Genomic DNA, 13253 nt, shown 5'->3' on the forward strand with positions numbered 1-13253 from the left:
CTGAAAATAAAAAAATGGAAAAGGAGCACAAAACATCAAAAAACAAAAGACAGGTAAAGTTTTGGCAGCAGTTCTGGCACTGGCTCTGGTGACGTCCATAGGCAATACAGCGGTTTTTGCGAGCCAATTGTCCTTCCCTCGAGAGAATTTACATGACATTGTTTGGGTAGACGGCGGGAAACGGTACGATGAAAACGGAAAAGTGCTTCCCCCAGATCAAGAAAATTTTATCCAACCACGTGCGGGAACACATTATTACCTTAATAACGAAACCCATCTTGGTTCTACCACTAAACGCGACCATTTTATAACCCGTAGCTGGATTAGGACACCAATCTACAAACTAGAAACAGCCCACACCGGTATAATACAGACAAAAGTAGAAGGTAGTACCACCATAAAAAATTTGGTGAAGGTTCTCTTAGGCTCCAGTTTCAGCTTCTCCTATTACGACAGTGTGGGAACTGAGACCGATGCAGATAGAAGCAAATTAAGCAAACTGGCATACTTTGTGGTATACGATAAATATAAAGCCGACAAGATACGGGTCGACTACGAAAACGATATCGGCTCTTCGAAAGAAAAAGGTGTAGGAACGGTGAGATATGAGGTTCCTGTAGACAGTATTATAGACGTAGTGTATAAATAAGCCTGTTTGCAGCGTTTCAATAAGATTGTCCGCCATATTTTTTACTATATGGAATATTTCATCGTAAGTCTTCAAAGGAAACAATCTGAAACATATTTTTTCATCCGTCGAGCACCAACAAAAGGCGGTTCCCCCGATGAAACCGGGAGGAACCGCCTTTTTATTTCGATGCGTTTTATCAATTATTTTTCAAACACAGCACCACGGGAACCCGAGGTCACATGCTGTGCATAACGCTTAATGTAACCGGTCAGCTCTTTTTGGGGAGCCTTCCATTCCTTGCGGCGCCGCTTTAGCTCCGCTTCTTCCACATGCAGGTTCAGCACACGGTTGGTGATATCCACATCCAGAATATCGCCGTCGCGAATCAGCGCAATGGGGCCGCCAACCGCCGCTTCGGGGGACACATGGCCCACTGCCGCGCCGCGGGTAGCACCAGAAAAGCGCCCGTCGGTAATCAGTGCCACGCTGGCGCCAAGCCCCATGCCGGTTAAAGCAGAGGTAGGGGTCAGCATCTCTCGCATACCCGGGCCGCCTTTGGGGCCTTCGTAACGAATCACCACCACATCGCCCGCCTTGATTTTACCGGAAAGAATCGCCTGAGAAGCGTCCTCCTCACAGTCAAAGCAACGGGCAGGGCCGGTATGCTGCATCATTTCGGGGGCAACCGCACCTTGCTTGACCACCGCGCCGTCAGGGGCAATGTTGCCTTGCAGCACAGCGATTCCGCCATCCTGACGGAAAGGGTTTTCCAACGGGCGAATAATATCTCCGTCCGCACCGGGTGCCGCCGCCAAACGCTGCTCCAGCGGGCCGGTCACCGTCAGACAGCCGGTGTGCATCTTGCCGCTTCGAGCCAGTTCCTTCATCACGGCAGGGATCCCCCCCACTTCGTTTAAATCGGTGATAAACACCGTGCTGGCCGGGTTCAGCTTACACAACTGCGGGGTATCGCGGCTGATGCGGTCAATATCGGTAATATCCAGCTTCACACCCCGCTCATAGGCCACGGCGGTCAAATGCAGCACCGAGTTGGTGGAGCATCCCAGCGCCATTTCGGTGCGCAAAGCATTCTCAAAGGATTTTTCGGTCAAAATATCGCTGGGGCGAATATCTTCTTGATACAGCTCCAGAATCCGTTCTCCGGCAGTTTTGGCCAGCTGAATCCGCTCAGACATCACAGCGGGAATGCTGCCGTTGCCGGGCAAAGCCAAGCCGATGGCCTCTGTCAGACAGTTCATGGAGTTTGCGGTATACATGCCGGAGCAGGAACCACAGGTGGGACATGCACATTTTTCTAAAGCAGTCAGTTCTGCTTCATCAATTTTTCCAACGGCATAACTTCCAACTGCCTCAAACATTTCTGAAAGGCCAAAGCGCACGCCGTTATGTACACCGGGCAGCATGGGGCCGCCGCTGACAAAAATACTGGGCAGATTCAGTCGACAGGCCGCCAACAGCATGCCGGGAACCACTTTGTCACAGTTGGGGATAAACACCACTGCGTCCAAAGGATGTGCCGTCAGCATCACTTCTACGGAATCGGCAATCAGTTCCCGGGAACAAAGGGAATATTTCATTCCCTGATGATTCATAGAAAGGCCGTCGCAGACGCCAATGGTATTAAACTCGAAGGGAACACCCCCAGCGTTTCGGATGCCGGCCTTAACCGCTTCACTGATATCTTTTAGGTGACGATGCCCCGGAATGTAATCGCTGGCGGAATTTACCACCGCAATAAAGGGGCGCTTCATTTCGTTGTCTGTCAATCCCAGCGCGCGCAGCAAAGAGCGGTGGGGGGCACGGGCGGCTCCATCCTTCATTAAATCGCTTCTCATCGTGTTTCCCTCCTAAAAGTCCCTGTTGTCTATTTTCCGTACACCAACCGTTCCAAAAGCGTTCGGCTGGCGTTGTAATACTCCACTTTTTCCGGATCCTGTTCCAAAACGGTTCCCGGAATGGCCCGAAGGGAAATCCCCAGTTCATCCAGCATGGCCAGAGTTTTAGTTTGCCCTTCGCTGTCCAGCCCCTTGAGCTGATCCGCAGTAACCAAATGGGAAAGCGGTCTGCATTCTTTCCAGGGAATCCACATGGCGGACTCTTCCTCGCTGCCTGTTGGCGAAACGCTGCCGTCCACATTTGAAAACAGCCCTCGGGTCTGCTGATGCAGCCGAAAGCTGGTTTCATCCGTCAGATAAATGACACTGCTGCCCTGTTCCAAATCGGAAAGGAACCGGGCTACACTGGTCATTTGCAGACTGGGATCACTGACCTGCTTCCCTTCTTCCATCACAATCAGGTACGAGTTGATGCTCACAAGCACCCGCCCGTCCCCATTCAAATCCTCGCCATATTGAGCAATTTGCTGTTCCAAGGCAGCGGTCAGCGCTTCGGGATAGCTGGTCTGTGTCAAAAGCGCAATCTGATAGTCCGGCTCTTCTTTGGAAGCGAGCTCGTAAATCACGCCCGCCGCCAGCGCTATCACCAGCAGCGCTATCAGCAAGTGAAATTTATGGTAATACCAAAAATTTTCCCATTTGCTTTTGGGGGACTTCGGGTTAGTCCCGGCATTGGCCGGGCGAATCTTTTCTTCCCCCGCGTTCCACAGATACCGATCCCTTGCCAAAGTTATCTCACTCCCTGGGCTTCATGGTGGGGAACAACAGCACGTCGCGAATGGATGCGCTGTCTGTCAGCAGCATTGCCAGACGATCGATGCCCATTCCCATACCGCCGGTGGGCGGCATGCCGTATTCCAGCGCAGTGATAAAATCTTCATCAATCATGTTGGCCTCTTCATCGCCTGCTTCGCGCAGTTCCATTTGATGCTGGAAGCGTCCTCTTTGATCAATGGGGTCATTTAGCTCGGAATACGCATTGGCAAATTCCCGGCGGGTCATGAACAGCTCAAAGCGTTCCACCAATTCAGGGATTTCTTTCTTACGCTTGGTCAGAGGAGAAACCTCCACCGGGTAATCATAAATAAAGGTGGGCTGTACCAGCTCGTTTTCCACCTTCTCTTCAAAGAATAGATTCATAATGTCGCCCCAAGTGTTGGTGGCTTTCACTTCCAGACCCAGCTTTTTGGCCTCTTCACGGGCCCGCTCGGTGTCACCCTTAAAGGAAAGGAAGTCCACACCGGCATACTGCTTGATGGCGTCATTCATGGTCATGCGGCAGAAAGGTAGCTTCAGGCTGATTTCATCCTCCTGATAGGTGATTTCTTCCGTACCGCACACTTCTTTTGCACAGGCGTTGATCAGCTTTTCGGTCAAATCCATCATGCCGTGATAGTCGGTATAAGCCTCATACAGCTCAATGGTGGTAAACTCCGGATTGTGCTTTACATCCATGCCCTCGTTGCGGAACAGACGGCCAATCTCATAAACCTTTTCCATGCCGCCCACAATCAGACGCTTTAAGTAAAGCTCCGGCGCAATACGCAGGTACAAATCCAAATCCAGTGTATTGTGATGAGTGATAAAAGGCCGGGCAGCAGCACCGCCGGGAATCAGATTGAGCACCGGGGTTTCTACTTCCACATAACCTCTTTCGTCCAAAATATTGCGAATGGTGCGAATGATTTTGCTGCGCTTTTCAAAGGTATCTTTCACTTCCGGATTTACAATCAAATCCACATAGCGCTGGCGATACCGCAAATCGGTATCTTTCAGGCCGTGGAACTTGTCCGGCAGCGGCAAAAGGGATTTTGCCAGCAAAGTAATGCTTTTGGCGTGAACAGAAATTTCGCCCCTGCGGGTGCGGAACACAAAGCCAGTGACACAGGCCAAATCGCCGATATCCCAATTGGCCAGGCCATGATAAGCCTCTTCGCCGATATCATCTATTTTTAGGTAGACCTGAATCCGCCCGCTGCGATCCTGAATATCCATAAAACTGGCTTTGCCCATGTCGCGCCAGCTCATAATGCGTCCGGCCAAAACCACATCTTTGCCTTCCATCTCTTCAAACCGGTCACGAATATCCTGCGCAAACGCATCCCGCTCACACACAGTAATTTCAAAGGGATCCTTATCCGCCTGCTGCAGCGCCGTCAGCTTGTCCCTGCGAATTTGCAGCAGCTCGCTGATATCCTGCTGTTCCTGCTCCACAGGCTCTTTTGTCTTATCGCTCATCCTTAACTACCTCTCCTGTTTCCTTAGATAATCTGCCGCCCGGCGGCAAGGGGTCTGTGCAAAAACGGGGCAGGGTGAAAATTTTCACTCCCGCCCCGCATTCTTTACGCTTTTTTTCGGAACTGGCTTATTTAGAAATTCCCAGTACTTCGTACTCTATCGTACCCACCGGAACTTCCACCAACACCTTGTCGCCCACGCCATGGCCCAACAGAGCCTTGCCCACGGCAGATTCATCCGAAATTTTGCCCTGCAAAGGATTTGCCTCGTTAGAGCCCACAATTTTATATTCCCGAATCGACGACGGTTTGCCTTCCGGTGTTACCCGAACCTCTACCTTAGATCCGATATGGATATTTTCGTTGTTCAGTTCGTCTTCATCAATGACGACCACATTTTTCAGCATTACTTCAATGTCCGCAATGCGGGCCTCCATAATTGCCTGATCGTTCTTTGCTTCGTCATATTCGCTGTTTTCCGACAAATCACCAAACGACAAAGCTACCTTAATTTTTTCGGCAACCTCTTTTCGTTTAACCGATTTTAAATATTCTAACTCCTGCTCCAGAGCCTCTAACCCTTCTTGGGTTAAAATGACTTGCTTTGCCATCAGTTATTAACCACCTTTATCAGTGAATCTATATCCGCAATACATCCATTATAGTAAACAAGTATGAGTCTGTCAACGCTTATTTGGATGCCTCAGCCGCGGAAGAAGCACCACTGGATTCGCTGACGTTTCCGCTGTCTGTCCCGGGAATCTGCTGCACATCAGCACCCTGAGTCACCAACGCCGACACAGCTGTTTGAAGCTGGGGATCCTCTAAAGCAGACAAAGAGCGGCGCAAAAGCAAATCCTTTTTCTCTTGGGTCATTTGCACTGCCATGTCCACATCCACACCCACACCGTTAAAACTGCTCCCGTCAATGCGGGTGTAATATCCCACAGAAATTTGAATCGCAGAGCCGTCCGACAAAGGAATCACTTCGTCCTTTGTGCCGTATCCGGCAGTTTTTTCCCCCACCAGCTTGCCCTTTTTATAATCCTTTATGTCTGCGGCAAAAATTTCTGCCGCTCCATAAGTGCTGGAATTGACAACCAGACTAATCGGCAAATTGATTTCGCCGGACTTAGAACTGTATTCCACCGTGGTTTTTCCATTCTTGTCCACATAGCTGACCGAGCTGCCCGCCGGCAAAAATTCATCCAGAACAGAAGCCATAACTTCTGCGCTTCCACCGGAATTGTTGCGCAGATCTACTACCAGCCCCACCACTTTTTTCTCTGTCAGGCTGTTAATGGCAGAAACGAATTGATCTTTGGTCGAGTTTTGGAACTCTGAAATGGAAATATAACCCACGTTTCCGTTGATGACAGAAGAAGTAACCGTCATGCGCTGATATTCTGCCCGGGTCACGGTCACGTCCAGCTTTTGGGTGCTGGTCTGCTCATTTTCGGTCACACTGCGCAGCACCCCAAGCTTTACCGTGGTACCCACGGTTCCGTCCAGGCGATTCACCGCTTCTCCATAGGTCAGGCGGATAACCTCTTTGCCGTCAATCGAAACGATCACATCGCCCTTTTGCAGGCCGAACTTGGCTGCCGCAGAATTGGGAAGCACCTCAATGACTTCCATATTTCCATCGGCATCCTGAATGGTGCGGATACCAACACCCACCGATTTTTTGGAAGTGGAACTCAGATAATTCTTATATTTTTCGGCAGACATATATTTGGCCCCGGCATCGCCCAGCCCGGCAATATAGCCGGCAGCAATTCCATCATTCAGTTCTGTTTCGCTGATTTGGCCGATATAATCCTGCCGCGCTTTTTGATCGATTTCGCTCAGCTTGGTGTACATAGCCTGCCGTTTATTCACATCTGCAACCTTGTCGTTAAACCGATTCATTGCATAGGAATACGTCAGAGAAACGGTAATGGCAGCTGCCACAAAAACCATTGCCGCCGCCGCGCCAAGCGATACTTTTTTGCTCATAAGCTTTCCTCTACTTTAACATCATTTGAACCACTTCATGGGATTCTGTGCCACACCGTTGACGCGAATCTCAAAATGCAGGTGAGGTCCGCTGGAGTCGCCCGTGCTGCCCACATAACCGATTACCTGGCCCTTTTTCACCACATCGCCGGTGTTGACCAGAATCTTGCTGGCATGGGCATAACGGGTGGAATACCCGCCGCCGTGGTCTATGTAAGCGCAAAGCCCATAACCGCCGCCCCAGCCGCTGTGAACCGCCATAATCACCTTACCGGAATCCGCCGCCACAATGGGCTTGCCATAAATTCCGGATCCGGCGATATCAATTCCCTTGTGGTTTCGCCCATCGCCCCAATAGGAGGATAGCTTAGTATACCCCGGAACCGGCCAAGTAAACTGCCCTTTGCTCACATAACCGCCGCTGGCCTGATTATTGCTGTTATTCCCAAGGCTGGCATAGTAATCTTTATACCACTTGTCAATTTCACCATCCACCTTTTTGCGCTCTGCCGCAAGCCGGTTATTTTCTGAATTGGTGCTGACCACATTGGCGCTCAGCTCTACCAGTACCCGAGAGCTTTCTGTCAAAAGTCCGGTCAGTTCCTGATTTTTGGTGTCCAGCTCTTTGCGTGCTGCAGCCGCATTCTGCCGGTTAACCTCAATCTGTTCTTTTTGGGTTTTAATAGAAGCCATGTCTTTTTTCAGCGCTTCGATCACCTCATTGTCATGCTGAGAGATCGAGCGTGCCAGCTCTGCCTTATCCAAAAAATCCATCACATCCTGGGAGCCCAGAATCATTTCCAGCTGAGAAGATTCTCCCAACAGATAAATCGCCCGAATTCTTTGCTTGAGCTGATCCACATTTGCGTCAATACTGGCCTGTTTTTCTGCAATTTCCGCTGCCTTTTGGCGAATATCTGCATCCAAAGCGGCAACCTGTGCATTCAAGGTATCAATTTGGCTCTGAACATTTGACACCTGAGTGTCCAACGCATCTTTATACTCTTGCTGCTTGGCCTTGTCTGCCTTAAGCTGTTTCAATTTGGCTGCTGTTTGCTCTTGTTGCTTTTTCAAAGCACTTTGCTTCTGCTGAAGCTGATTCAAAGCAGAATCGGCTCCAACCGCCGGGGGAATCGATCCAAAAGCAACCATCACCGCCAAAGTAACCGCCAAAACAGAACGCTTTCCCTTAAAACCCAATGGAACTTCCTCCTTCTTTTAAATACTTGCCAATTGAAATTCCGCCGCCCACGGCACCGAAAAAAGCACCCGCGCCGATAAACAGCAAAATAATATTTCCAAGCACGCTTCCCAAAGGCAGCGGTTGGAAAAACGGAACAATGTCCGTGATCGTCTGAAGCGTTTTGTTATACACCAGCGACAAAAGTCCGCTGGACACCAAGCCCGAAAACAGCCCGATGATAATTCCTTCCACCACAAAGGGGATCCGAACAAAGCTGTTGGTGGCCCCCACCGATTTCATCACACTGATTTCCAATCTGCGGGAAAACATGGTAATGCGGATGGTGTTGGAGATAATGAACACCGAAACCAAACTCAAAATCAAAACAATCCAAAAGCCAGCCGTTGTGACCAAATTGTCCAGGCTTGTCAGCTTTTGCGCCACATCGGAATAGTCCCGAACCTTATAGACCCCTTCCAGGGCACTGATTTTTTGGGCAGTTTCTTTATACTGGGACAAATCCTTCATTTTAACCTTAAATACATCGTTTAGGGGATTGTCTTCGCCCAAAAGGCTGCTGAATATTGTTCCATCGTCTCCCATAGACTCCATCAACTTTTCAAGGGCTTCTCCTTTCGGGACAAATTCACAGCTTTCCACATTCTCAAGCTTTTTCATCTCTTCGCCCACCTGTATGGATTTCAGGGTGGGTAAGTTATCGGCCATATAAACCGTAATGGAATTATCCTCTTCCAAAGAGGTCATCGCCATATTTAAATTCATCGAAAACAGAGTGGCGGCACCCGTCATCAAAAGACAGGCAACCAGAACCCCCACCGAGGCAAAGGACATCATCCGGTTTACCCAGATATTCTTTACCCCTTCTTTCAGCAAATACCGTACACTGCTAAACCTCATGGGATACCTCCTCCATTGCCAGGTTACAGCTGTCTGCCACGACCTGTCCGTCGTGGATTTCGACCACCCGGCGTCGGAAATGCTTGACCAGCCTGTGTTCATGGGTAACCATTAACACAGTGGTACCCCTTCGGTTAATTTCACTTAACAGCCCCACAATTTCAAAAGAGAGAGCCGGATCAATATTTCCGGTGGGCTCGTCCGCAATAATCATGCTGGGATTATTGACCAAAGCACGCGCCAAACCAACCCGCTGCTGTTCTCCGCCAGAAAGCTCTTTCGGCCGGCAGTTTGCTTTTTCTTTCAGTCCCACTAAATTTAATATGTACGGCACCCGCTTGCGGATATCCCGCTGAGAAGCCCCCACCACATGCATGGCAAAAGCCACATTGTCAAACACCGTCATTTTGTCAATCAGCCGAAAGTCCTGAAACACAATTCCCATGGTGCGGCGCACATAAGGGATATCACGTTTTTTCACGGTAGAAAGCTTGCGGCCGTTTACAATAATTTCTCCGCTATTGGGGAATTCCTCGCACATAATCAGCTTCAGGAATGTACTTTTTCCTGCGCCGGAGGATCCTACGATAAATACGAATTCCCCTTTTTCCACTTTCAGGTTTACATTGCGAAGAGCCTCGGTACCGTTGCCATAGGTCTTGCAAACATCTAAGAATTCTATCAATGCCATCGCTCCATAATTTCAGAATTTCCCCACAGTGTGTTCCCGCTTTCGCCGCCTTTTGCGCCGAAAAAACAGCGGTGATTCCCTCTAAAAATCAACACCCATTGGTATGTTTACATAATACCAATGGGCGAAAGATTTATAGTTCTTAAAAAGAATATATTTGTAATATTTCTGTAATATTTATATTCTTTTTACTCAAAATTTAACCGGATTCGAGGACAGGTATTTCTTAACCATCAGCGCAACCTTAAATACGATCGCGTCCTCAAATTCACGCAAATCCAGCCCGGTAATTTTTTTGATTTTCTCCAGCCGGTACACCAGCGTATTGCGGTGAACAAACAGCTTGCGCGAAGTTTCGGAAACGTTCAGGTTGTTTTCAAAGAACCGCTGAATGGTAAACAAAGTTTCGTGATCCAGCGACTCAATGGAGCCGCGCTTAAACACTTCTTTCAGGAACATTTCACAAAGGGTGGTGGGCAATTGATAAATCAAACGGGCAATTCCCAGATTGTCATAGCTGACAATAGATTTTTCCGTATCAAATACTTTGCCGACTTCTAACGCCACCTGTGCTTCCTTAAAGGAGCGGGCCAAATCTTTAATGCCCACCACAATGGTTCCGATTCCCACCACACAATGGGTATAGAACTCACTGGAAAGGGTATCTACAATGGAGCTGGCCAGTTTATCCAAATCTTTTGGTTCGATGCCTGTGCGGATTTCCTTAATCAAAGCGATATCTGTTTCATTGATGTTGATGATAAAATCCTTGTTCTTGTCGGGGAACAGATTTTGAATGACATCATAAGCAGAAATATCCGATTTATTAGAAATCTTAATCAGCATACAGACACGGTTAACATCTGAGTTAAAATGCAGTTCCCGGGCTTTTAGATAAATGTCGCCGGGCAGAATATTGTCCAAAATCACATTCTTAATAAAATTGCTGCGGTCATACTTTTCGTCGTAATACTGCTTAATGCTGCTCAGCGAAATAGACAGCAAATTCACATATTTTATCGCTTCGCTGTCGCTGCCAGAAACAAAAACGGCATATTCCGGGCGGGGCCGACTGCCAAAGGACTTGTAAGTGTATCCGCCGACTACAAAGGGATTGGGCGAAGCAATCGTATCCGGAGTGACGCTTTCGTTGACTTCGCCAATGCGACCAAGCTCACTGCAGGCTATAATTACCGAGGTCTCGTCAATAACACCTATCGTTCTGTCAATCGCGTCACGCATTTGGTGGATAACTCCCTGAAACAGTCTGTTTGACATGATGCTCCCTCACTTTATCAGTTTTCCAGTCATCTGGATTAGTAAAAACAAAAACATTATTTTATGGTTCATTATATTTTACACAAATTTTGATGAAATTTCAAGCATACATCCAATTATTTGTTAAAAGAGTTTCAAAAAAGGAATCAAAATGTTCCAAAACGCCTCCGAAAAGCAACTTTTTCCGGCGGCGCATCCGTTTTTGCTTAAAATTGCCATTATTCGCCAACGATTTGGCGGTATCCCTGGGGATCCGTATCCCCCTCGGTACTGAAAAGAAGAATTTGTGAACTTTCATCCAGACCCATGCGCCGTTTGGTATCATACAGCTGCGGCGAATGGCAAAGCTGCTGCAGTAAGCCAACCCCCACTGCACCGGATTCCCCGGAAATCACCGCCGGGTCACCGTTTTGAGGATGTGCCAGCATTCTCATGCCCTGCTCGGTAACCCAATCGGGGCAAGAGGCAAAGAAAGATGCATAATCCCGCAGAACCGGCCAAATAAGAGGGTTCGGCTCCCCACAGTTGAGTCCTGCCATGATAGTCTCTGAAATGCCGCCCACAGCCACCGGTTTTCCGGTTCCCGCCTGAGCCGATTCGTAAATGCACGCAACCGTGTCCGGCTCCATAATGGTAACACAGGGCGGCGACGGCCGGAATTGCTGAACCAAAAATGCCAGAACACCCCCTGCCATGGAACCGACCCCTGCCTGCAAAAACACATGGGTCGGTTTTTCTGCTTTGTACTGCCCGCGCATTTGTTTCAAGGCTTCAGCTGCCATGGTGGTGTATCCCAAAGTAATATCACGGGGAATCTGGTAATATTCGGCGGTTCCGGTGTCCTGCACCAAAAACTGCCCGTTCTGTTTTGCCCAATCCGCCGCCAAACGCACTGTATCATCATAATTCATCTGGGTAACTTCCACCGGGGTATTGTTGATGCTGCGAATGGCCTGCACCCGGCTTTCTTTAGAACCCTTGGGCATAAAAACCCTTGCCCGGCAGCCGAATATCGAAGCCGCCCAAGCCACGCTTTTCCCGTGGTTTCCATCGGTAGCCGTTACAAAAACGATATCTTTGCCGTTGCGCTCCACATTTGCTTCCATCAACGCCTTATAATCTGGCTTGTCCAGCCCCAAGCGCTCAGCAAGAAGCCGGGCAATGGCATAAGAGGCACCCAAACCTTTAAACGCATTCAGGCCAAACCGATGGGATTCGTCTTTTACATAAACGCCGCCCACCCCCAACTTCTGCGCCAGATGGGGCAAAGACACCAAAGGTGTTTCCCGGTATTGGGGCAAGGACTGATGAAACGAACGGGCAGATTTTAATTCCTGTTCCGTAAAATAAGAAAATTGGGGGTCAGAAATCGGGTTTCCCGGCAAAATAGATATGGCTCGATTCATAGAAAGTGCCTCCTTTATTCTTAGACTGAAAAAAGCCCTACGTTGTAAACGCATGGCTTTTTTCTGCCCGCCGCCAAACAATTCCAAAAGAATTTGGCTGCGGCAATGATATCCGTTCTGTTAATTGCTGTCAGTGTACCATGGTCTCGACAGAAACACAAGCTGCGTCGGTTGGCTCCTCCTTTTTCGGGGGCTCCGCCGCACGGCGCACCCAAGACATCGCGGCAGAAAGGCCGGCGCCGCCCACCGCATTGCCCACAGACATAACCAGAATACAAATCATGCTCTTTGTGGTCATACCGGCCATCAAGAAATAAAACATATTAGCAACACAGTGCTCAAATCCGCAAAGAATAAACAGCATCACGCTGAAAATAACACCCAGATATTTTCCCACCGAATGTGGGTTGTTTTTAAAACCATCCACCGCAATAAACATCAGCATGCCGCAAAAAATGGCCAACAGGAACAGGCTAAGATAGGTATCGTCCAGCTTTGCCTGAGTAATCTGAATGGCTTTTTCCTGAAGCTTTTGCCCATGTCGGGTAAAAGACAGCAACGTGCTGGTTAAAAAAGTTCCGGTATAATTTCCGCACCAGACCAACAACAAAAAAATCCAGTGGTTCATGTTAAGGTAAGAAACATACCCAACCTGCCCGGTAAACAGTTTCCACCCGAACGCACAAATCGTCATTAGTCCAAATGAAAACAGGAACGCTCCCATAACCGGATCTTTGGAAGACAGGTATATCGTGCATCCCAATGCAATGCCTATCCCCGCTAATATGGCAAGAAGAAACGTTCCTGCCCAAGATTTCGTGTCTTTCATATCAGCACCTCTTTTTCCCCAATTGCAGACTTTTTTAAAAATTTGCCGCACTGCATTACCGCATTGAAACAACAGTGCCCGCCCCCACACAAAAATGTAGGATATGGCTCAAGCTCGGATTTTTATGCCGCATGGCCCAAAAGCCACACTATGCAAACAAATTTTA

At 48.7% G+C, this 13253-nt stretch carries 12 protein-coding genes; 1 reads left to right on the forward strand and 11 read right to left on the reverse strand.

Going from position 1 to position 13253, the window contains the following annotated elements; translation table 11 throughout:
* Positions 1–61: 61 nt before the first annotated feature.
* A complete protein-coding gene (locus tag C1A02_RS10550; protein ID WP_101698188.1) occupies positions 62–649 on the forward strand; it encodes a hypothetical protein in 588 nt (195 codons plus the stop codon).
* 182 nt (positions 650–831) lie between these two features.
* On the opposite strand, the gene ilvD is transcribed toward C1A02_RS10550, so the two are convergent.
* From ilvD to C1A02_RS10605, 11 genes are all read right to left on the reverse strand, one after another.
* Entirely contained in the window at positions 832–2487 is a 1656-nt protein-coding gene (gene ilvD, locus C1A02_RS10555; RefSeq protein ID WP_101698189.1) for a dihydroxy-acid dehydratase, read from the reverse strand.
* Between the two features lie 29 nt (positions 2488–2516).
* On the reverse strand, positions 2517–3275 hold the full coding sequence (locus C1A02_RS10560) for a hypothetical protein (protein ID WP_101698190.1): 759 nt from the start codon (positions 3273–3275) through the stop codon (positions 2517–2519).
* A gap of 7 nt (positions 3276–3282) precedes the next feature.
* Positions 3283–4785 carry a lysine--tRNA ligase gene (lysS, locus tag C1A02_RS10565; protein WP_101698191.1) on the reverse strand — a complete coding sequence of 501 codons (1503 nt, stop codon included), beginning with the start codon at positions 4783–4785 and terminating at the stop codon, positions 3283–3285.
* A gap of 127 nt (positions 4786–4912) precedes the next feature.
* Positions 4913–5395, reverse strand: coding sequence for a transcription elongation factor GreA (gene greA, locus C1A02_RS10570; protein ID WP_101698192.1), 483 nt, complete (start codon positions 5393–5395; stop codon positions 4913–4915).
* A 79-nt stretch (positions 5396–5474) separates the two neighbouring features.
* Positions 5475–6782, reverse strand: coding sequence for a S41 family peptidase (locus tag C1A02_RS10575; RefSeq protein ID WP_101698193.1), 1308 nt, complete (start codon positions 6780–6782; stop codon positions 5475–5477).
* Between the two features lie 21 nt (positions 6783–6803).
* Positions 6804–7982, reverse strand: a complete 1179-nt coding sequence (locus C1A02_RS10580) for a murein hydrolase activator EnvC family protein (RefSeq protein WP_101698194.1) — start codon at positions 7980–7982, stop codon at positions 6804–6806.
* Positions 7972–8883 (reverse strand): permease-like cell division protein FtsX, encoded by a 912-nt coding sequence (gene ftsX / locus C1A02_RS10585; RefSeq protein ID WP_101698195.1) that lies wholly within the window; start codon positions 8881–8883, stop codon positions 7972–7974. The genes C1A02_RS10580 and ftsX overlap by 11 nt, the downstream gene beginning before the upstream one ends.
* A complete protein-coding gene (gene ftsE / locus C1A02_RS10590) occupies positions 8873–9568 on the reverse strand; it encodes a cell division ATP-binding protein FtsE (RefSeq protein ID WP_101698196.1) in 696 nt (231 codons plus the stop codon). Before ftsE ends, ftsX begins: the two co-directional genes overlap by 11 nt.
* Positions 9569–9766: 198 nt before the next feature.
* Positions 9767–10852: a PucR family transcriptional regulator gene (locus tag C1A02_RS10595; protein ID WP_101698197.1), complete on the reverse strand. Its 1086-nt coding sequence runs from the start codon at positions 10850–10852 to the stop codon at positions 9767–9769.
* Positions 10853–11070: 218 nt separating this feature from the next.
* Complete coding sequence (locus tag C1A02_RS10600) at positions 11071–12258, reverse strand: diaminopropionate ammonia-lyase (protein ID WP_101698198.1); 1188 nt, start codon at positions 12256–12258, stop codon at positions 11071–11073.
* A 130-nt stretch (positions 12259–12388) separates the two neighbouring features.
* Positions 12389–13177 (reverse strand): formate/nitrite transporter family protein, encoded by a 789-nt coding sequence (locus tag C1A02_RS10605; protein WP_370737801.1) that lies wholly within the window; start codon positions 13175–13177, stop codon positions 12389–12391.
* Between the last annotated feature and the right edge of the window lie 76 nt (positions 13178–13253).

Origin of the sequence: Clostridium minihomine (assembly GCF_900240385.1) — a bacterium.
GTDB classification, from domain to species: Bacteria; Bacillota; Clostridia; order Oscillospirales; family Acutalibacteraceae; genus Faecalispora; species Faecalispora minihomine.